This is a genomic window from Burkholderia torrens (assembly GCF_984668525.1).
Map to the genome: position 1 here is coordinate 1,132,110 of NZ_OZ480212.1, position 19,028 is coordinate 1,151,137.

At 68.0% G+C, this 19,028-nt stretch carries 18 protein-coding genes; 13 read left to right on the forward strand and 5 right to left on the reverse strand.

Annotated features, from left to right (window positions below; all coding sequences use genetic code 11):
• Nucleotides 1-110 precede the first annotated feature (110 nt).
• Complete coding sequence (locus AC5LXX_RS21330; RefSeq protein WP_493413027.1) at nt 111-1,445, reverse strand: substrate-binding domain-containing protein; 1,335 nt, start codon at nt 1,443-1,445, stop codon at nt 111-113.
• A gap of 661 nt (nt 1,446-2,106) precedes the next feature.
• On the opposite strand from AC5LXX_RS21330, the gene gspF reads away from it, so the two are divergent.
• On the forward strand, nt 2,107-3,324 hold the full coding sequence (gene gspF / locus AC5LXX_RS21335; RefSeq protein ID WP_493413028.1) for a type II secretion system inner membrane protein GspF: 1,218 nt from the start codon (nt 2,107-2,109) through the stop codon (nt 3,322-3,324).
• Between the two features lie 8 nt (nt 3,325-3,332).
• Here gspF and AC5LXX_RS21340 read toward each other — a convergent pair whose 3' ends face one another.
• The gene (locus AC5LXX_RS21340) at nt 3,333-3,779 is read right to left on the reverse strand and encodes a type II secretion system protein N (protein ID WP_493413029.1); all 447 of its coding nucleotides are present in this window, start codon (nt 3,777-3,779) and stop codon (nt 3,333-3,335) included.
• A 61-nt stretch (nt 3,780-3,840) separates the two neighbouring features.
• On the opposite strand from AC5LXX_RS21340, the gene gspH reads away from it, so the two are divergent.
• From gspH to AC5LXX_RS21365, 5 genes are all read left to right on the forward strand, one after another.
• Nucleotides 3,841-4,368: a type II secretion system minor pseudopilin GspH gene (gene gspH / locus AC5LXX_RS21345; protein WP_493413030.1), complete on the forward strand. Its 528-nt coding sequence runs from the start codon at nt 3,841-3,843 to the stop codon at nt 4,366-4,368.
• Between the two features lie 183 nt (nt 4,369-4,551).
• Nucleotides 4,552-5,298, forward strand: coding sequence for a secretin and TonB N-terminal domain-containing protein (locus tag AC5LXX_RS21350; RefSeq protein WP_493413031.1), 747 nt, complete (start codon nt 4,552-4,554; stop codon nt 5,296-5,298).
• Nucleotides 5,299-5,304: 6 nt separating this feature from the next.
• Nucleotides 5,305-5,853, forward strand: a complete 549-nt coding sequence (locus AC5LXX_RS21355; RefSeq protein WP_493413032.1) for an RNA polymerase sigma factor — start codon at nt 5,305-5,307, stop codon at nt 5,851-5,853.
• Between the two features lie 11 nt (nt 5,854-5,864).
• On the forward strand, nt 5,865-6,860 hold the full coding sequence (locus AC5LXX_RS21360; RefSeq protein ID WP_493413033.1) for a FecR family protein: 996 nt from the start codon (nt 5,865-5,867) through the stop codon (nt 6,858-6,860).
• Nucleotides 6,861-7,127: 267 nt separating this feature from the next.
• Nucleotides 7,128-7,388, forward strand: coding sequence for a FecR/PupR family sigma factor regulator (locus tag AC5LXX_RS21365; RefSeq protein WP_493413034.1), 261 nt, complete (start codon nt 7,128-7,130; stop codon nt 7,386-7,388).
• Nucleotides 7,389-7,530: 142 nt separating this feature from the next.
• Here the strand turns inward: AC5LXX_RS21365 and AC5LXX_RS21370 are convergent, their stop codons facing one another.
• Nucleotides 7,531-8,343 carry a hypothetical protein gene (locus AC5LXX_RS21370; protein WP_493413035.1) on the reverse strand — a complete coding sequence of 271 codons (813 nt, stop codon included), beginning with the start codon at nt 8,341-8,343 and terminating at the stop codon, nt 7,531-7,533.
• A 182-nt stretch (nt 8,344-8,525) separates the two neighbouring features.
• Between AC5LXX_RS21370 and AC5LXX_RS21375 the strand changes: the two genes are divergently transcribed.
• Entirely contained in the window at nt 8,526-10,157 is a 1,632-nt protein-coding gene (locus AC5LXX_RS21375; RefSeq protein WP_493413036.1) for a transposase, read from the forward strand.
• A 42-nt stretch (nt 10,158-10,199) separates the two neighbouring features.
• On the opposite strand, the gene gspK is transcribed toward AC5LXX_RS21375, so the two are convergent.
• Both gspK and AC5LXX_RS21385 read right to left on the reverse strand, forming a co-directional pair.
• The gene (gene gspK, locus AC5LXX_RS21380; protein WP_493413037.1) at nt 10,200-11,195 is read right to left on the reverse strand and encodes a type II secretion system minor pseudopilin GspK; all 996 of its coding nucleotides are present in this window, start codon (nt 11,193-11,195) and stop codon (nt 10,200-10,202) included.
• A 32-nt stretch (nt 11,196-11,227) separates the two neighbouring features.
• Nucleotides 11,228-11,791 (reverse strand): hypothetical protein, encoded by a 564-nt coding sequence (locus AC5LXX_RS21385; protein WP_493413038.1) that lies wholly within the window; start codon nt 11,789-11,791, stop codon nt 11,228-11,230.
• Nucleotides 11,792-12,367: 576 nt separating this feature from the next.
• Between AC5LXX_RS21385 and AC5LXX_RS21390 the strand changes: the two genes are divergently transcribed.
• The 6 genes from AC5LXX_RS21390 to AC5LXX_RS21415 all read left to right on the forward strand — a co-directional run bounded on the left by AC5LXX_RS21390 (nt 12,368) and on the right by AC5LXX_RS21415 (nt 19,001).
• Nucleotides 12,368-13,540 carry a TIGR03032 family protein gene (locus tag AC5LXX_RS21390; RefSeq protein ID WP_493413039.1) on the forward strand — a complete coding sequence of 391 codons (1,173 nt, stop codon included), beginning with the start codon at nt 12,368-12,370 and terminating at the stop codon, nt 13,538-13,540.
• A gap of 74 nt (nt 13,541-13,614) precedes the next feature.
• Nucleotides 13,615-14,187: an adenylyl-sulfate kinase gene (gene cysC, locus AC5LXX_RS21395; protein ID WP_493413040.1), complete on the forward strand. Its 573-nt coding sequence runs from the start codon at nt 13,615-13,617 to the stop codon at nt 14,185-14,187.
• A gap of 152 nt (nt 14,188-14,339) precedes the next feature.
• Nucleotides 14,340-15,992, forward strand: coding sequence for a ShlB/FhaC/HecB family hemolysin secretion/activation protein (locus AC5LXX_RS21400; protein ID WP_493413041.1), 1,653 nt, complete (start codon nt 14,340-14,342; stop codon nt 15,990-15,992).
• Between the two features lie 64 nt (nt 15,993-16,056).
• A complete protein-coding gene (locus AC5LXX_RS21405; RefSeq protein ID WP_493413042.1) occupies nt 16,057-17,862 on the forward strand; it encodes a DUF2341 domain-containing protein in 1,806 nt (601 codons plus the stop codon).
• Between the two features lie 19 nt (nt 17,863-17,881).
• A complete protein-coding gene (locus AC5LXX_RS21410) occupies nt 17,882-18,292 on the forward strand; it encodes an ExbD/TolR family protein (protein WP_027780971.1) in 411 nt (136 codons plus the stop codon).
• A 4-nt stretch (nt 18,293-18,296) separates the two neighbouring features.
• On the forward strand, nt 18,297-19,001 hold the full coding sequence (locus AC5LXX_RS21415; RefSeq protein ID WP_493413043.1) for an energy transducer TonB family protein: 705 nt from the start codon (nt 18,297-18,299) through the stop codon (nt 18,999-19,001).
• Nucleotides 19,002-19,028: the final 27 nt, after the last annotated feature.

Sequence of the window (19,028 nt, forward strand, 5' to 3'; positions counted from 1 at the left end):
GGAAGTTACGGGTCGCCTGATGAATAGGCTGGTGGCTTTCAAATAAAACTGCGCCCCTCGTAACCGAGAGGCGCAGCAGTTTGGATCCCGGTAGTCAGTATGTCGACGACTTATCGACCGACCACCGTGCCCGTGCAGACGCTCGCGTTGCCGATATCGAGGTTCCACGTGCTCGCGTTGCTCAGGAAGTCGTTCGAGATGGCCGTCTGGTAGTTCGACGGAACCGTGTCGAAGCCGTTGCCATGAACGATCGACGCGAAGCTGGCGTTCGTGTAGTGGCTGTTCAGGAAGTCATGAACCGCAGTCTTGACGGTCGCATCCCTGTAGCATTGGCTCAGAATAATCTGGCTCGTGCCCGAAACCGGATAGCCGGAAGCCGGGTTGCCGGCATTCGGAACCCAGTTCGCCTGATTCGAGGCGGCGAGCTTGCTCGCCGGCGGCAGGACGGAACCGAGTGCCGTCGACGCGTTCGCATACGTCGGCGCGTAGTACGCGCTGTTCTTCGCGTTCACGAGGCTGGCCACCGGCAGTTGCAGCGCGCCGGCCGACGTCACGACCGTGCTCGACGGAGCGAGGAACGTGTTCGTGTAATCGGGGCTCAGGTAGGCGATGGCTGCCGTACCAGCCGACGAGAAGCTCGCCACGGCGTTACGCACGCCACTGCTGCCCGATGCCGCGACGAAGTTCGCCGGCACCGTGCCGCCAGGGAACGATGCCGTGAACGTCAGCGAATCGGCGAACGTGACGCCCGCGTTCGTGTTGGTCGTCGTACACACGGCGGCCAGATGGCGCGTCAGCAGTTCGGTCGTGCCGCTGCCGTCCGCGCGATAAACCACCTTGATCGGCGTGCTGGTCGTCGTGTACGGCGAGCCGGTTTCCGGATTGATCAGCGCGTTGGTCCGGACGCCATTGACGACGGTGCCAGCCCAGTCGGTGATACGGCCCGAGAAGATCCCGCACAGATCGTCGTCGTTCAGCGCGATGCTGTGCGCTTGACCCGGCGTCGTTTGCGGCGTCGTCGTACTCGTCACGGCCGGGCCGTTGACGACCGGCACCGTGATCGGCGTGACGATGTACGGAATCTGAATCAGCGGGCCGTTGGTCGCGCCAAGGCCGGCCTTGTACGACGTGAGCTGGGCGGTCGACAGCGCCGCATCGCTGTTCGCGAAGTGGACCGTGCCCGTGACCGTCGAGCCGAAGTACGTCGGCTGGTTGTTCAGGAACGCGTTCTGGCCGGCGCCCGAGCCAACCGAGTAATACGTGAACGAGCCTTCGGCGGTGCCGAACAGGCCGATTTCGGTCGCGGTGTTGCCGATCGCGCCGATGGTCGGGGCGACGAGCGACGAACCGCCGCCGTGGATGTCCGCGGCCATTGCGGCCGTGGCGCCCAGACCGGAAACAACGAGAGCGAGGACTTGACAGATCTTGCGCTTGCTGGATTTCATGAGAAATTTCCTTGAACGAAGATAAACGGGAACCCCTGCTGTTGCGGTTGGAATGCTTATGGACCGCCGCGTAAATGTAGGGGGAAATCAGAATGAAACGTGTGAATTTTTCATAACGAATGGTGCGTAACATTTTTATCGAGCTAGCCATTGCGTTATTCGCATTGATAAAGCGCGGATGGGAGTGTCATTCGGCACAAGTTGGAGCGTTCAGATATTGAGATCTGGACGAATCGTTCGGTGGATCACGCGTGGGAGCCCGCATCACGCTTGACGGAAGCCGTTCACGTAGCAGGCGAGCCCGCGCACGGCTATCCCAACTTCAAGACGATTTTGTGGCGGATGTTACGGAACATTTTCCACGTCGACGAATGTCTTTCGTTTTGATGTATTTCTCGCATTTTCGCGAGAATCTGTAAATAGAAGATTGATTGTGGTCGCGCGTATTTAATGTGTGACAGATTAATTGATTGGATAAGATTGAAATCGTTTTTACGTTATAAGAACAACGACGCCAAGTAATAAAGCTCGCCCAAAAAGGTAGCCCAACATCCGTCACAAATCTGCGCCGGTTCGTTCCGTAGTCTTCCCCGGCGACTCCGTCCGGCAAGCTGCGCGACGTCATCGGAAGCGGTCGCGCACGTGACAGGAGAGCATCGGCATGTCGGCATTCCGCTACGAAGCGATCGATCCCACCGGCCGCACGCTGAAAGGCGTGCTCGAAGCCGACAGCGCGCGCGCCGGCCGCAGCCATCTGCGCACGCAGGGGCTCACGCCGCTCGTCGTCGAACTGGCCGCGCAGCGCCTGCATGGCGAGCGCCATCAACGCTTGTCGCTCGGCCGCAAGCTGTCGCAGCGCGAGCAGGCGATCATCACGCGCCAGCTCGCGAGCCTGCTGGTCGCGGGGCTGCCGCTCGACGAATCGCTGTCGGTGCTGAGCGAGCAGGCCGAACGCGAATACGTGCGCGAGCTGATGGCGTCGATCCGCGCGGAAATCGTCGGCGGCCATTCGTTCGCGAACGCGTTGAGCCAGCATCCGCGCGATTTCCCCGAAATCTACCGCGCGCTGGTCGCGGCCGGCGAGCACACGGGCGAGCTCGGCATCGTGCTGTCGCGTCTGGCCGACTACATCGAACAGAGCAATGCGCTGAAGCAGAAGATCCTGCTCGCGTTCACGTATCCGGGCATCGTCACGCTGATCGCGTTCGGTATCGTCACGTTCCTGCTGAGCTACGTGGTGCCGCAGGTCGCGAACGTGTTCACCAGCACCAAGCAGCAACTTCCGACGCTGACGATCGTGATGCTCGCGCTGTCGGATTTCGTGCGGCACTGGTGGTGGGCGTCGCTCGCGGCGACGGTCGCGATCGCCTATGCGATCCGCAAGCTGCTGTCGCGCGATGCGCCGCGGCTCAGGTTCGACACGTGGGTGCTCACCGCGCCGCTCGCGGGCAAGCTCGTGCGCGGCTACAACACGGTGCGCTTCGCGAGCACGCTCGGCATTCTCACCGCGGCCGGCGTACCGATCCTGCGCGCCTTGCAGGCGGCCGGCGAGACGTTGTCGAACCGCGCGATGCGCGCGAACGTCGACGACGCGATCGTCCGCGTGCGCGAAGGCTCGGCGCTGTCACGCGCGCTGGCGCATACGAAGACGTTTCCGCCGGTGCTCGTGCACCTGATCCGTTCGGGCGAAGCGACGGGCGACGTGACGACGATGCTCGATCGCGCATCCGAAGGCGAGTCGCGCGAGCTGGAGCGCCGCACGATGTTCCTGACGAGCCTGCTCGAACCGCTGTTGATCCTCGCGATGGGCGGCGTAGTGCTCGTGATCGTGCTGGCGGTGATGATGCCGATCATCGAGCTGAACAACATGGTGCAGTGATACGCAGCTCAGCGCACGTATGCGTTGGCTTTCTCCGCGGCGGGCAGCGCGATCTCGCGATGCAGCCCGTTGCGGTCGACGACGATCGAGCGTGCGCGAACCTCGGCCAGTTTCGCGGCTTCGCCGATCGCCGCGCCGAGCGACACGACGCGCGAGGCATCGCCGCCGACGCTGACGATCGCCGCCGCACGGCGCGCGTCGAAGGCGAGCACGCCGAGCAACTGGATGGCGTCGTGGCCGTCGTCGGGTTTCGCGCCGAACAGCCGTGCGCCGGCCGCCACGTCGATCGGCGCGGGCGGTGGTGCAAGCGCCGCGACCGGCGCATCGGCGGCGCTCAATACGCGCACGGCCCACAGCGACACGGCAGCGAGTGCCGCGGCGGCGGCGAGGGTCGCCGCGAGCGGCACGAGATCGGCGCGGGACGGCGCGATGCGAAGCAGGTCGAGCGGTTTCATGGCGACAGGTCGGTGCGATGGACAGAAGACGTTTTCCATTCTTTGCCGCGAGGGTGAATGCATGATGACGGGCCTCAACGAAACCCGAACGTCGTACGCCGGCCAGTCGCGCGGATACGCGCGTCGCCGCACGCAACGCGGTTTCACGCTGCTGGAGATGCTCGTCGTGCTCGTGATCGTCGGGTTGCTGGTCGCGGTCGTGACGCTCGCGCCGTCGCGCAATCGCCGCACCGATCTGGCGGAGGAGGCGCAGCGTCTCGCGAACCTGCTCGAATCGGCCGGCGACGAGGCGCAGGTGCGATCGATGCCGATCGCATGGCAACCGGTCGGCGGCGGCTATCGCTTCGTGCAGCGCACCGACAGCGGCAGCTGGGCGCCGATGACCGACGATCTCTATCGCGCACGCCGCTGGGGCACCGAGGTAACGGGCGTGTCGGTGCGCTACACCGGCGGCGGCGAAGTGCCGTCGCGCGTGGTGCTCGGCAGCGAAAGCATCGACGTGCCCGTGACGATCACGCTGTGGTCCGGCGACGTGCGGATGGCCGTCGTCGGCACGGGCATCGGCAACTTCGTCGTGCGCCGGCCTTGAGCGGCGCGTGGCGCCGCGCGCGAACACGATGGGCGAACCCGTGTGGATTGAATCGCGCCGCTGCATGCTTCACCGGACTGTCACAGTGCCCGCTCACAATCTGTCGTTCGCTTGCGACGGAGCCGCTCCCGGGGGCGCGCGCTTTGGCACGCGGCGTGCAACTCCACTTCCGTCCAGGGATTCATGACTCGTTCACGGGCGCCGACCGGTGTCCTGGCGCTCGTCGCGTGGCTCGCGCTGGTCGTGCTGTGCATGCGCGGCGCGCACGCGCAGGAGACCGGTTCCATCGGCCGCCAGCCGGGCAGCGCGGTGCATTTCGATCTGCCTGCGCAGCCGCTCGCGAAGACGTTGCAGGACTTCGCGCGGCTCACCGAGCTGATCGTGCTCGCGCCGGCGCCGCTGCTCGACGGGCGCACGAGTGCGCCGGTCCAGGGCGATTTCACGCCGCGCAACGCGCTCGAGCGGATGCTGGCCGGAACGGGGTTGCGTGCGGAATTCTCGCGTCCGGACGAAGCGATCATCGTCGCGCAGCCGGCGGCCGAGACGCCGCCCGCGACGGCCGACACGCCGGCGGATCCGGCGCTGCCGATCGACGGGATCGGCGATTCGGGCGATCGGCGCGCGTTCGCGGGCCTGCTGCAGGCGCATCTGATCGATGCGCTGTGCGCGCAGCCGGCAGCCGTGCCGGGCAGCTATCGACTCGTCGCGCAGGTGCGCATCGACAACAGGGGGGCGGTGGTGGCGGTCAACATGGTGGCATCGAGCGGTTCGGCCGCCCGCGACGCGGCGGTGATGCGCGCGCTGCGCGCGCTGAAGCTGGACGATGGGCCGCCGGCAGACCTGCCGCAGCCGGTCACGATCCTGCTGCGCCCGGCCGGCAATGGCGTGCATTTCCGTTGCCCGGCGCCGCAGCCGGCCGTCCGGCGCTAGGCCGCCATGTCCGACAGCAACCGCTCCGGGCTCAGGCATCTGCTGGCGGCGCGCTACGCGTACCTGGTCAGGCGGCTCGAACGCGTGACGGGGTCGAAGGACGGCGCCGCCGATGCGCTGCACGAAACCTGGCTGCGCCTCGAGAACGCGAACGTCTCCACGCAGGTGACGAATGCGGACGCCTATATACTCGGGATGGCGAACAATGTCGCGATCGACCAGCATCGGCGCGAACGGCGGCATCTGCACGACGACGACGTCGAGACGCTGCTGGAGATGCCCGACGAACTCGCGGATCCCGAGCGCATCGTCGCGGCGCGCCGCAAGGTCGAGACACTGAAGGACGTGCTGCGCGGCCTGCCGCCGCGGCGCCGCGCGATCCTGCTGGCCGCCCGCGTGGATGGCCTGCTGAACCGCGAGATCGCCGAGCATTTCGGTATTTCGCTGCGGCTCGTCGAAAGCGAGCTGAGCGCGGCGATGAAGTACTGCCTGCAGCGCATGCAGGAAGACGGTGATTCGTACACGGGCACGCGAGGCGGCCCGCGCAAATTTTGAGCATCCGGACGATGACGAAAGCCCAGGCCCAACCTGCCCACGACGAACTCGACGAAGCGAGTGCGTGGCTGCTGCGTCTGCGCTCGGGAGAAGCGGGCCAGGCCGAAGCCGATGCGTTCGAGCGCTGGTGTGCCGATCGTCCGCAAGCCGCCGATCTGCTGCGCGATACGTGGAGCTCGCTGCGCACGGCGGCGACCGAACTCGCGCACGAGGAGCGCACGGCTGCTGCCTGGGCAGATGTTGCAAAGCGCGAACGCACGATGCGCACCGGGCGCCGCGCGTTCATCGGCTTCGCGGTCGCGGCCGGCGCTTCATGGCTCGCGGTGCGGCCGCCGATGCAGCTGTGGCCGTCGCTCGGCGACATCGCGGCCGATTACCACACCGGTACCGGCGAGCAGCGCAGCGTCGCGCTGTCGTCGCGTGTGACGGTCGAACTGAATACGCAGACGCGTCTCGACGTGCTGCCCGCGAGCGATGCCGCGCATGGCGTCGAAGTCGTCGCGGGCGAGGCCGAGATCGACGCGGCCGCACCGCCGGCCGGCCGTGCGACGCCGATCCAGCCCGTCACCGTGGTGGCGGGCGGCGGCCGCATGCAGGCGACGGTCGCGCGCTTCAACGTGCGGCGCACGGGCACGCAGGTCTGCGTGACCTGCCTGTCCGGCACGGTCGCGCTCGAGCATCCGCACGGCGCACGCACGCTGAACGCCGACGATCAGGTCGTCTACGACGATCGCGGCGTGCAGCCGGTGTCGCGTATCGATCCGGGCGCCGTCAGCGCGTGGCGGCGCGGGATGCTGGTGTTCAACGGCGTGCCGCTGTCGGACGTCGTCGACGAGATCAACCGCTACCGGCGCGGCAAGGTCATCCTGCGCAGCGCGTCGCTCGGCGCGAACCGGATGCAGGCGCAGTTCCCGATCACGCGGCTCGACGACGTGATCAACATGGTCGGCCGCCTGTACGGCGCGCACATCACGCGCCTGCCCGGCAACATCGTGCTGCTGAGCTGACGCGGTTTCCCGCGTCCTCCGCTTCCTTCCCGTTCTTCCTGTCTCCGCCAGGCCGCGCGGTCGCCTGCTTCGGGGCCGCTCGCGCTGCGGGTTACGGCCCTTCGATACGACTTTATCCATGAGGGCCGGCAAAACGCCGGGCTGTCGTTCGCGATGGCCCGGCGGGGCGTCGTCGGACCCGAGGCGTGGGTGGCAAGCGCCCCGGCCGCGCAGCGATGCGTGGGGTGGGGAAGGTGTGTCGAATGAGCTTCGGGCGGTGGCGTGATCATGAACGAATTGCAACGGGAGTCGGATTGCGGCGACGCGGACACGCGCGCCGACGCGATCCGCGAGGGCGCGGTGCGCTGGCTGCTGTGGCTGCGCGCCGGCGACACGACGGAGCAGGAACGCGACGCTTTCGGGCGCTGGCGCGCGCAGAGCGACGAGCATGCGCGCACGGTCCGCGAACTGATCTGGATGTGGGCCGTGCTGGAGACGGTCGGCCGCCAGGAGCCCGGCGAGACGGCCGGGTCGACGCGCACGCATTGACCCGCGCACGGGCAGCGCAAGAAAGTCTGCGGGTTAGCCGGGCCCGCTTCGACCTTGTATACGAGAGAGCGAGGGGGCCGTGCAGAGGGGCCGAGAGGCGGAGACCGGGACCGGGAGCCTGAACGGGCTTCCGGATCGCCGTTCACGCACGGTGGCCGCCGTGTGCGGCGCTCCAGGCGGCGTCGAGCGGATCGCCGGCGTCGCGCAGCGGCTCACGCAGAAACGGAAAGCGTTCGACGAACGGTGCGGATTCTTGCAGGGACACGATATGGCCGACCATCCATTGCAGCAATTCGCCGCCGTGCCGGACCTGTTCCGGGCGCCAGTCGGGCATCGTCGAGAAGAGCGCGGAGAAGCCGCTCCAGCGCGACGGCCGATCGTTGTCGCCGGGCCGGAAATAGGTGTTCATCGCGACATCGTCCGCATCGGTCAGCGTGCCGACGAACAGCCCGTGCGGCGTCGGCACGCCGATCTGCTGCCAGCCTTCCGCGAGCGCGAGCGAACGCATCACGCGCGCCGCGACGAACGCGATGCGTGTCTCATGCGCGATTTCCGCCAGCGACATCACGCCATTGCGCTGCATGCAGCGCGCGACCGCGTGCGGCCGGATCACGTTCGATGCGAAGCTGCGCAGCACGAGGTCGGGCACCGTCAGCTGAAGCTGGAATTCGCGCAGCCCGTGCTCGGCGCTCATCGTCGAGAAATTGACGAACAATCCTTCGGCATGACCGAGCACGCCGACGTACGGTTCGAGCCCGAGGCGCGCGAGCTTCGGCGCGATCTGGCGCTCGAGCAGCCGCATCAGGTTGCGGCGGTTGCGCACGCCCGTGAAATCGTCGATGCCGCGCGTGATGACGTCGCTGATCTCCCAGCGGCGCTCGTCGGCGACGAGCCTCGGGGAGCCGCTCAGGTCGAACCGGGCGCGGCCGTGCGCCACGCGGGGATCTACGTACATGCCGGTGCCTCGTGCATCGATTGCGGGCGGACCGTCGCGACGGCGCGGCGTCGCGCGGATCGGGTCGCCCACGATGCTGCGGTGTCGCCGGCGCGCCGTCAAGAGCGAACGCATCGCGACGCACGCATGCGCATGCCGTCGCGGCGGCCCGCGCGATCAACCAGACAGTGTGGGGTATCCCGATGATGCGCACGATCGTGGAACGCTTTGTCGAGCAGAGCCCGATGACGATCATGGCGCGGCTCGTGCTGCAATGCGCGCTGCACGACGATTGGGGCGGTGCCGCGGCGGATGCCGGCGACGAGCCCGACGGCGAGTCGATCCGCGAGGCGCTGTTTGCCGTCGCCGTCGGCGCGATCGCCGCGATTGCCGCGTGGCAGCCGACGCCGGATGCCGCCGCGGCCGTCGCGCCGGGGTTGGGCGCGGCCGTGACGGCGCTGCACGATTGCATGAGCCGGTGGCGCTCGGGCTGGGGGCGCGCGCTGGCCAGGGACAGCGTCGACCTGCTGCTGCCGGTCGCGTCGGTGTGCCGCGTCGACGGCGCGCGCGCAGTCGACGGGATGCGGCTGCGCGTGCTGGACGGGTTCGGCGAGGCCTGCGCACCGCGGGCCGACGGTTGCGGCTGCGGGCGTGCGTGCGACGACCCCGCGCGCGATGCGGCGGCGGGCGGTGTGCGCGTCCTGCCGGTCTACGATCCGGATCTCGGGATGATCGTCGACCTGCTGCCTTGCGAACGCGGCCGATCGCACGAGCGTGCCTTCGTCGGCGCGCTGCTCGAGACGGTCCGGCCCGGCGAGCTGTGGATCGTCGACGGGCGGTTCGATACGGACGCGATCCTGTCCGGCTGGCCGCGCCGCGGCGGCGCATTCGTGCTGCGCGAATACGGCCGCTCGGCCGCATGCCGGCCGCTTGGCGACTGGCAGGAAGCCGGCGTGTTCGGCGGCGGCTGCGTTCGCGAACAGTCCGTCGGGATGGCCGGCGAAGGCGGCGTGTCGGGCGCGTTTCGGCGGATCGAATGGCACGGTGACGAGACGCCCGGCGACATCGTCACGCTGCTGACCGACCTGCCGGCCGAGCGGTTCGATGCGCCGCAGGTCGTGGCGCTGTCGCGCCGGCGCTGGCGCGACGCGTTGCCGCTGCCGCTCGAGCCCGTCACGGGCGGTGCGCTGTTCGGCGCCGTGCCCGCGCGCGCGGCGCTGCTGGCGTGCGGGATCGCCGCCTTCGCATACAACGCGTTCAGCGTGATGGCGCGCGTGGTCGGCGGTGCGCTCGATCTCGACGCGCGGGACGTCGACCGCCTGCCGTCGCTGATCGCCGACGGCGTGACGGCCACCTATGCGGGCATGATGATCGCGCTGCCGCCGGAGTGGTGGGCGCGCTACGACCAGTTGCCGGCGGCGACGCTGGGGCAGATCGTGCACATGCTCGCCGTGCACGTCGACCCGCGCAGCGAGCGGCGCCGGCGCCGCGACAACCGGCTGTCCGCGAAGTCGCAGGCGTTACTGCGCGCGGCAACGCTCGAGCGCCTGATGCACGAGGACGGCGATGATCCGGCCGCGAACGTGTTCAGCCTGCGCACGATCGCGATGGCCACGCGCGACTTCAGCAGCAATCCGTCGAAGGCGCTGCGGCACGCGGGCGAGGCGCTCGTGATGGTCACCAAGTACAACCGGCCGATCGCGTTGCTCGTGTCGATCGACGACTGGAACCGGCTGCTCGGCGAAGTGCGCGAGACGAGCTTCACGCGGCTGACGTTCGATGCGGCGGCGCAGGGCCCGCGACCGGTGACGTTGAGTGAATCGTCGCTGAATTAGCGGGCGCCGATCGCACGTTGGCGGCCCGGCCCGCATCCGGCTTCAACTCGTCAGCCGCCGCACCCAGATGACCGACGTCCACGCGAAATTGCCGCTGCCGTAGCGCGCGATCAGCGTGTCGATGCGTGCGTTGATCCGTGCCGAATGCACGCGGCAGTGCACGATGAAATAGCCGCTGTTCACGCCGACGGCCGAGCCGTCCGGCAGCGTCGGGTTGCCGCCTTGCGCCGGCAGCAGGTATTCGGCGATGTCGCCGGTGCTGACGAAGTAGGCGGTCGCGCGCCGGTCGACGAGCCGCTTGGCCTGGCTCGGCGACAGCGTCGGAATCGCGGCGACGAGCACGGGTTCGGCCGCGGTGTTCGCGTTGACGACGGTCAGGTCGGGCAGGATCGTCACGAACGGCGCGAGCGCGTCGATCGCATGTGCGTCGTAGCCGGGAATACGCGCGAGATCGTCGACCGACACGAGCTGCAGCGGCCAGCCGCCCGGGCCGTTCGCGTCGCGCAGCGAGCGCAGCATGTAGTCGGCCGTCGGTTGCGCGAGCGCGGGATCGAGCGACAGCTGGACGAGCAGGCGCCGGTACGCCAGCACGCCTTCGCCGCTGGACTGCCAGGGCTTGCCGGGCGCGACACGCGACACGAGGTTCGTCAGGTTGAAGCGCGCCTGCGCGTCCTCGACGCTGCCCGAGATCCACGCGCGCGACAACTCCGCGTTGACCGCCAGCGCGTCGGACGGCAGCAGGTCCGAGAGCTGCACGTCGGCGACCGGTGCCGACCACGGCTGGCCGGCGAACGTGACGTTCGACGTCGCGCTTTGCGCGCGCAGCGTCGCGCGTGCCCACTCGACCGCGGCGCGTTCGATCCACATCGTCTGCGTCGCCAGCCGCTGGTTCTCGACGTCGCGCGTCGCGACCTGCTGGCGCCACAGCACGCTGGCCGCGAGCGTGGCCGCCAGCGCGACGACGAGCAGCACCGTCACGATCGCGATGCCGCGTTCGCGCCGTGCGTGCGTTGTCCTGCCTGCCCCGTATCGATGCATCCGCGTGCCCCCGCAGTGTCGGCGCGGCGCGCTCACACCTCGAACGCCAGCCACGCATGCGCGATGCTCGCATGCGCAGATGACGTGACGCCGAACAGCGTGGCGAGCCCCGCGACCCAGCACGCGAGCGTCGCGGGACGCATGCCGTCGGCCGCCAGCGGGCCGACGAGGTCGCCGATCGCGTGCGAGCGCCACAGCAGCAGCACGAACAGCGTGCAGCCGACGGTCATCGCGATCGCGAACATGTGCGCCGCGATCGCGGGGCGCTGCGTGAACGGCGCACGGTGATGCCGCTGGTTGGTCGCGACGATCGCGACCCCGTTCGCGACGGGCACGATCGCCATCGCGAGCGCCCAGAACAGCGGCTGGTCGCTCGACGAATTGATCAGCAGCAGCGTGCCGATCATCCAGATCGGCGGCGCGAGCAGCGTGAGCACGGACCACGACAGCAGCTGCCACGCGAGCCACGGCGTGCGCCAGCGCAGCGGCGGATCCGACGCGGCATGAGCGGCGCGCGGCCGCAGCCGGCCCGGCATTCCGGCGGCGCCGGCCAGCCGTCCGGCGAGCCACCGTACGAGCATCGTGGCGAATGACATGGCGTGTCCTGTCGTTGACATGTTTCGTTCTCAATAGCTAGGACGAAGCGGGCAGCCGAAAACCGCAGGATTTCGCGCGTGCTCGCGATGCCGCGGTGCGGTGTAAACGGTCCCGCGTGGGTTTCGCGCGAACGCGTGCCGTGTTTTCGCGAGCGTTTCGTGAATATCTTCAGCGGAATGTCACAAAAACTTCCCGGTTGAAACCGGAGGATTGTCGGGCCGCACGCTGGCCGGCCGCGTTTTCGCGTGCACGTCGGCCAGGCAACGAAACGTATACGAAAAAGGGGGGCACGCAAGGTCATGCGCCGCGTCTCGCGAGTCTCGCGCGAGGGAGCGCCTGCGCGCATTGCAGGCCGCTTGCGTCGACCGCTCGCCGGTGCCGGCGGATCGGTCGACGTCACGCGAAAAAAACATTGCGGCAATGCGCGCTTCGTTCCGTCTAGGTAGGTGGGAGCTGCGACTTGGTGCGTCGCGCGTGGCCCCGTTCGCGACCGATGCGCGTGTGTCGGGCCGGCGGGCGGGAGCACGCAAGCGCGCACATTTTTTCTCATCAGGCGGCGTGAAGCCGACAGGTGCATGACAGTGGAACAGTTCGAGGAAACCCGGCCGGCGGGCGAAGGCGCTGCACCGACGGACGACGTATCGGCGCGGCAGGCGGAAGCGCTGTCGCCGGTCATCAACCTGCGCGACACGGGGCGCTTCCTGCAGGTGCTCGAGGCGCTCGGGTGCTCGCTTGCCGTGAGCCGCCGCCCGTCCGGCGTGGCCGTGATCGGCGTCGACGACGGCGTGCCCACGCTGTCCGCGTGCCTGTTGCCGCGCTCGATGGGGATGGCCGTGTCGGGCAAGCGGCTCGCGGTCGCGACGATGCACGAGCTGATGGTATTCGCCAACGTGTCGACGCTCGCGCCGCACTATCCGGCCCGCCCGGATCACTACGATGCGATGTTCGTGCCGCGCATGTCCTACTACACGGGCGATCTCGACCTGCACGACATGGCGTTCGACAAGCACGTGCTGCTCGCGGTCAACACGCGCTATTCCTGCATCAGCGTGATCGACGGCTATTTCAATTTCACGCCGATCTGGCAGCCGCCGTTCGTGACGGAGACCACGCCGGACGATCGCTGCCACCTGAACGGCATGGCGTTCGCCGACGGCAAGGTGCGGTTCGCGACGGCGCTCGGCATGAGCAACGAGCCGTTCGGCTGGCGCAGCGGGATGGCCGGCAGCGGCATCGTGATGGAGGTGCCGTCCGGCCGGGTCGTCGCTTCGGGGCTCTCGATGCCGCACTCGCCGCGTGTGATCGGCGGGCGCCTGCACGTGCTCGAAGGCGGCCGCGGCCACGTGCTGCAGATCGATCCGCAGTCCGGCGCGCGGCACGTGCTCGCGAAGCTGCCGGGCTTTACGCACGGTCTCGCGGAGTACGGCGGCGTGTTGTTCGTTGGGCTGTCGAAGCTGCGCGACAAGCGCGGTCCGCAGGGGTTGCCGATCGAAAGCGAATCGGATGGGCTGGTCGCGGGCGTCGCCGCGCTCGACGCGAACACCGGCGACGTGCTCGGCATCCTGCAGTTCTTCAACGGCGTCGACGAGATCTTCGACGTGCAGGTGATCCCCGACGTGCGGCGTGCCGAAATCCTGAGCCCGCACCAATGGGCCGAGACGCCGTCGATCGTGACGATGCAGGGCGGCTTCTGGCAGACGCGTCCGCGCGAGGACGACGAACCCGCAAAGGCGGTGGAGCACGCGTGATGAACGACGATCGTTGCGGGTTTCAAGAGGTCGTTTCGTCCTTATCGGTAGACGTGGCTCGCGCATGGCGGGGCGTGTCGCCGCAACGGGCCGGCGGCGTGTTGTGGCTCACGGGGTTGTCGGGCGCGGGCAAGACGACGCTGGCAGACGCGGTGGCGGCGCGACTGCGCGACCGGCGCGTGCATCCGGTGGTGCTCGACGGCGACCGGCTGCGGACCGGGCTGAATCGGGACCTCGGTTTTACGGTGCAGGACCGTTTCGAGAACGTGCGGCGCATCGCCGAAGTCGCGGCACTGACGAGCGAATCCGGCGCGCTGGCGATCGTCGCGGTCATTTCGCCGCTCGCGGCGATGCGCGATGCGGCGAGAGCGATCGTGGGGCCGGCCTTTCGTGAAGTGTATGTGAGCACGACGCTGGCCTGCTGCGAGGCGCGGGATCCGAAAGGGCTGTACGCGAAGGCGCGACGCGGTGCGCTGCCGGAATTCACGGGCGTTTCGGCGCCGTACGAACCGCCGGTGCGAGCCGATCTCGCGATCGATACCGGCAGTGCATCGCTCGCGACGTGTGTCGATACGCTGATGCAATTCGCGATGGCGCAGTTCGGTTTCCAGGCCGGTGTGCAGGCTTCGCTGACGTATCACGGCTGAGTTCGGATCGGCAGTAGAAGAAAGCATTGCGCAGTTCATGATAAGGATGGCGAATCAATAGTCATCAAAGTGAAACAGGCAACTGATAGCGGAGCGAGCGGCTGGTGCAGTGCGGCTTCGCTGCGATCCGGAACAACAAAGGGGAATGGCGCATGCCGCCGAGAGTAGACCGCAAGTCACGCGAACGATGGCGGCTGAATTGCCGATGCCTGGCCGGCGCCGTGCTGGCCGGAGGGTTGAGCGTCGCACCGGGCATTCATGCGCAGGAAGCCGCGCCGGCCGCGAAGGCGGCACCGGCCGCGCCGCAGTCGTTCGACGTGAATGCCTTCGTGGTGCGCGGCAATACGACGTTGCCGGCGCTCGAGATCGAGAAGGCCGTGTATCCGTACGAAGGGCCGGGCCGCACGCTCGCCGACGTGAATGCGGCCCGCGATGCGTTGCAGAAGGCGTACCAGGATCGCGGCTACCAGTCGGTCGTCGTCGAGCTGCCGCAGCAGCAGGTGAAGAACGGCGTGATCCTGCTGCAGGTGACCGAGGCGAAAGTCGGTCGCCTGCGCGTGGACGGCGCGAAGTACAACTCGCCGCAGAACATCCGCGACGCGGTGCCCGCACTGGCCGAGGGCCAGGTGCCCGATTTCAACCAGGCGCAGCAGCAGCTCACCGACCTGAACCGCTCGGCGGACCGGCAGGTGATTCCGGTGCTGAAGCCGGGCGCGCTGCCGCAGACGGTCGACGTCGACCTGAAGGTCGACGATCACAGCCCGCTGCACGGCTCGCTTGAACTGAACAACGACAACAGCCCCGGCACGTCGACGCTGCGCACGACCGCGAGCCTCAGCTATTCGAATCTCTGGCAGCTCGGCCACGTGATTTCCGGCACCTATGTGATCGCGCCGCAGCATCCGAACGATGCGCGCGTCTACGCGTTCTCGTATCTCGCGCCGATCAAGGATTCGCGCTGGAGCTTCCTCGCGACGGTCGTGCATTCGGACAGCAACGTCGCATCGGTCGGCAACACCAACGTGCTCGGCAAGGGCACCACGTACGGCTTCACCGCGATCTATTCGCTGCCGGCGACGGAGACCTACGCGCACTCGGTCAGCATCGAGATCGACCGCAAGCATTACGACGAAGACGTGTCGCTGCCGGGCCAGGGCGGCTCGACGGCACCGCTCACGTACGTGCCGGTCACGCTGTCGTACAACGGCCAGCTGAGCCTGAAGAATTCGCAGACTTCGTTCTCCGCGTCGCTGACGACGAACATCCGCGGCCTCGGCAGCGACTGGGGCGCATGGGACAACAAGCGCTACAACGCGACGCCCGATTTCGTGTACGGCAAGTTCGACGTGAACCACACGCAGCGCTTCGCGAACGACATGCAGGCCAATGCGCACGTGAACGCACAGATCTCGAACTCGCCGCTCGTGTCGAGCGAGCAGTTCGCCGCGGGCGGGATGAACAGCGTGCGCGGCTACATGCAGGCCGAGAACACGGCCGACAGCGGCGTGATCGCGTCGCTCGAGTTGCGCAGCCCGTCGCTCGCGAAATGGCTGGGCGGCGCGGTCGGCAGCCGCCTGAACGAGTGGCGCTTCCATGCATTTTTCGACGCGGCGCACCTGTGGCTGCTGAGCCCGCTGCCGGAGCAGACGTCGCGCTTCAACCTGATGAGCGTCGGCGTCGGCACGCGGCTGCAGCTGATGAAGTACGCCAGCGCGGATTTCGAGGCCGGCTGGCCGTTGAAGGCGGGCGTCTATACGCGGCAGTACAGCCCGCGGTTCGATTTCTACGTGAGGCTGGGGTTCTGACGGATTTTCTATCGTGGCGGGGCGATGCGACGAGCGCGGCGCCCGCCCATTCGGGGAGTGGATCGTGAAGCGAGTCTTGTTTTTCCTGTTGGCGGTGATGCTCGGCGTGCTGCCCGGCATCGCGAACGCATGGTGGCAGAACGACTGGTCGTACCGGAAGGCGATCACGATCGACGCGAGCGCGAAAGGCGCGAACCTGGCGGAGTCGGCCGGCCGCGTGCCGCTGCTGATCCGCCTGCATTCCGGCAACTTCCAGTTCGACGGGCTGGCCGACAACGGCGCCGACATCCGCTTCGTCGCCGCCGACGACAAGACGCCGCTGAATTTCCACGTCGAGCAATACGATCCCGTGCTCGGCGTCGCATTGATCTGGGTCGACGTGCCGAAGATGCCGGCCGGCGCCGCGGAGTCGATCTGGATGTACTACGGCAACAAGAAGGCGCCCGACGGCGGCCGACCGGCCGAGACGTTCGATGCCGACTACACGCTCGTCTACCACTTCAACGGCGCGGCCGGCGGACCGCCGAAGGATGCGACCGCGTACGGCAACCACGCGCAGAACGCGTCGTTCCGCACGGTCGAGGACGGCATCGTCGGCAAGGGCGCGCGGTTCGACGGTACGGGTTCGCTGACGCTGCCTGCCAGCGCGTCGCTGAATGTGCCGGCCGGCGGCAGCTTCACGTTCAGCGCGTGGGTGAAGCCGTCGGCGCTGGCCGCGAACACGCTGCTGTACAGCCGTCGTGACGGCGCGAACGCGCTGCTGATCGGCCTCGACAACGGCGTGCCGTTCGCGGAAGTCGCCGGCGCGGCCGGCAATCCGGCGCCGGTGCGCACGCCGGCCGCACCGCCGGTCGCCGCGAACCAGTGGACCTACCTCGCGGTCACGGCCGACGGCAAGAACCTGACCGTCTACGTGAACGGCAAGCAGGCCGCGCAGGTCGCGGCGACGCTGCCCGCGCTGAACGGTGCGGCGACGATCGGCGCGGACGTCGGCGGCGCGCCGGCCGGTTTCGCTGCCTATTCGGGTGCACTCGACGAACTGCGCCTGTCGAAGATCGCACGCTCGCCGGCCGCGATCGCCGTCGACGCGCTCGCGCAGGGCTCGGAATCGAAGCTCGTCGCGTACGGCGCCGACGAGAAGCAGTCGGGCTTCGGCTTCGGCTACTTCGGCGTGATCGTGCAGTCGGTGACCGTCGACGCGTGGGTCGTGATCACGATCCTGCTCGGCATGGCGCTCGTGTCGTGGATCGTGATGTGGACGAAGGCGCGCTACGTCGGCACGGTCGACAAGGCCAACCAGTATTTCGTGCAGCGCTTTCGCGAAGTGGCCGGCCGCCACCTGGTCGGTCTCGCGCATGTCGACGAAGCGAGCGCCGACGGCCGCCGGCTGTACCAGTCGTCGCTGTACCGGCTGTACAAGGCCGGCGTGCATGAAATCCACAGCCGCGTGGACGGCAACGGCCGCACGGTGATCACGTCCGAATCGATCGAGGCGATCCGCGCGTCGATGGACGCGACGCTCGTGCGCGAGAACCAGCGGCTGTCGAAATCGATGGTGCTGCTGACGATCGCGATCTCGGGCGGCCCGTTCCTCGGCCTGCTCGGCACGGTGGTGGGCGTGATGATCACGTTCGCGGCGATCGCGGCGGCCGGCGACGTGAACGTGAACGCGATCGCACCGGGTATCGCGGCCGCGCTGCTCGCCACCGTCACGGGCCTGTTCGTCGCGATTCCGGCGCTGTTCGGCTACAACTACCTGCTGATCCGCAACAAGAACGTGACGGCGAACATGCAGGTGTTCGTCGACGAATTCGTCACGCGCCTCGCCGAAGCCCATCGCGCGCCCGATCACGCGGTGCTGGCCGACTGACCGCACGCAGGAGACCACCATGCAGGTTCAGGACGACGACAAGCCGTACGACGACATCAACATCACGCCGATGCTCGACCTCGCGTACGTGCTGCTGATCATCTTCATCATCATGACGACCGCGTCGGTGCAGGGCATCAAGGTCGACCTGCCGAAGGCGAGCTCGTCCGCGAGTCTCGCGAAGCCGAAGACGAAGGCGATCACGGTCGCCGATTCGGGGCAGGTGTTCCTCGACGCGTACCCGGTGACGATGGACGAGCTCGAAAGCCGGCTGCGCACCGAGAAGGCAACCAATCCGGAATTCCCGATCGTGCTGAAGGGCGACGCGGCCGTGCAGTACCAGAAGGTCATGGACGTGCTCGACCTGCTGCGCCGCCTCGACCTGTCGCAGGTCGGGCTCGTGACCGGCAAGGCGAAGCAGGGCGGCTAGCGCGATGGAAATGACCTATAACGGCGGCCCGCCGCAGAAAGGCCCCGGCCGCTTCGTGAAGCCGGTGGCGATCGCGCTCGTGCTCGCGGGGCTGGCCGCGCTGATCTGGCATTTCGCTGGCGATACTGCGGGCGTGAAGCGCGTGAGCGCGCCGCAGGTGACGACGGTGATCCCGTTGCCGCCGCCCCCGCCCCCGCCGCCGCCGAAGCAGAAGCCGCCGCCCGAGAAGGTGAAGGAAGAGGTCAAGACGCCGGTCGAGCGGCCGACGATCGCGCCGAAGCCGTCCGAGGCGCCGAAGCCGTCGGACAACCAGCCGAAGCAGATGACGATGAATGCCGATGCGCAGGCCGGCACCGACAGCTTCGGCATCGGCGCGGGCGACGGCTCGGGAATGATTGGCAGCGGCGGAGGCGGCAAGTTCGGCAATGCGAGCTACGCGCAATACATGGTGTACGTGCTGCAGCGCGCGATCGAGCAGGACAAGGGAGTGCAGGACGCCGGCGGTGCGCGTTTCGCGGGCAGCCTGAACCTGTGGATGGATGCGTCGGGGCGGATCACGAAGGTGACGATCGCGCAGTCGACCGGCGACGCGAAGATCGACACGGCCGTCGTCGCGGCGGTGGAGGCGCTCGGCCGGGTCGATGAAGTACCGCCGCCGGCGACGACGTATCCGGTGCTCGTCAGGCTCCAGGGCCGCAAGCCGGCATGACGATGCGCGAGAGAGACCACGCAAGAA

What these genes read in the sequence shown, in the direction of transcription:
- AC5LXX_RS21365 (WP_493413034.1), top strand. Translation starts at nt 7,128, where the DNA reads ATGAACGAATTGCAACGGGAGTCGGATTGCGGCGACGCGGACACGCGC.
- AC5LXX_RS21390 (WP_493413039.1), top strand. Translation starts at nt 12,368, where the DNA reads ATGACAGTGGAACAGTTCGAGGAAACCCGGCCGGCGGGCGAAGGCGCT.
- AC5LXX_RS21330 (WP_493413027.1), bottom strand. Translation starts at nt 1,445, where the DNA reads ATGAAATCCAGCAAGCGCAAGATCTGTCAAGTCCTCGCTCTCGTTGTT.
- AC5LXX_RS21375 (WP_493413036.1), top strand. Translation starts at nt 8,526, where the DNA reads ATGATGCGCACGATCGTGGAACGCTTTGTCGAGCAGAGCCCGATGACG.
- AC5LXX_RS21400 (WP_493413041.1), top strand. Translation starts at nt 14,340, where the DNA reads ATGCCGCCGAGAGTAGACCGCAAGTCACGCGAACGATGGCGGCTGAAT.
- AC5LXX_RS21415 (WP_493413043.1), top strand. Translation starts at nt 18,297, where the DNA reads ATGGAAATGACCTATAACGGCGGCCCGCCGCAGAAAGGCCCCGGCCGC.
- AC5LXX_RS21360 (WP_493413033.1), top strand. Translation starts at nt 5,865, where the DNA reads ATGACGAAAGCCCAGGCCCAACCTGCCCACGACGAACTCGACGAAGCG.
- gspK (WP_493413037.1), bottom strand. Translation starts at nt 11,195, where the DNA reads ATGCATCGATACGGGGCAGGCAGGACAACGCACGCACGGCGCGAACGC.
- AC5LXX_RS21355 (WP_493413032.1), top strand. Translation starts at nt 5,305, where the DNA reads ATGTCCGACAGCAACCGCTCCGGGCTCAGGCATCTGCTGGCGGCGCGC.
- AC5LXX_RS21410 (WP_027780971.1), top strand. Translation starts at nt 17,882, where the DNA reads ATGCAGGTTCAGGACGACGACAAGCCGTACGACGACATCAACATCACG.
- AC5LXX_RS21385 (WP_493413038.1), bottom strand. Translation starts at nt 11,791, where the DNA reads ATGTCATTCGCCACGATGCTCGTACGGTGGCTCGCCGGACGGCTGGCC.
- AC5LXX_RS21340 (WP_493413029.1), bottom strand. Translation starts at nt 3,779, where the DNA reads ATGAAACCGCTCGACCTGCTTCGCATCGCGCCGTCCCGCGCCGATCTC.
- AC5LXX_RS21350 (WP_493413031.1), top strand. Translation starts at nt 4,552, where the DNA reads ATGACTCGTTCACGGGCGCCGACCGGTGTCCTGGCGCTCGTCGCGTGG.
- AC5LXX_RS21370 (WP_493413035.1), bottom strand. Translation starts at nt 8,343, where the DNA reads ATGTACGTAGATCCCCGCGTGGCGCACGGCCGCGCCCGGTTCGACCTG.
- gspF (WP_493413028.1), top strand. Translation starts at nt 2,107, where the DNA reads ATGTCGGCATTCCGCTACGAAGCGATCGATCCCACCGGCCGCACGCTG.
- gspH (WP_493413030.1), top strand. Translation starts at nt 3,841, where the DNA reads ATGATGACGGGCCTCAACGAAACCCGAACGTCGTACGCCGGCCAGTCG.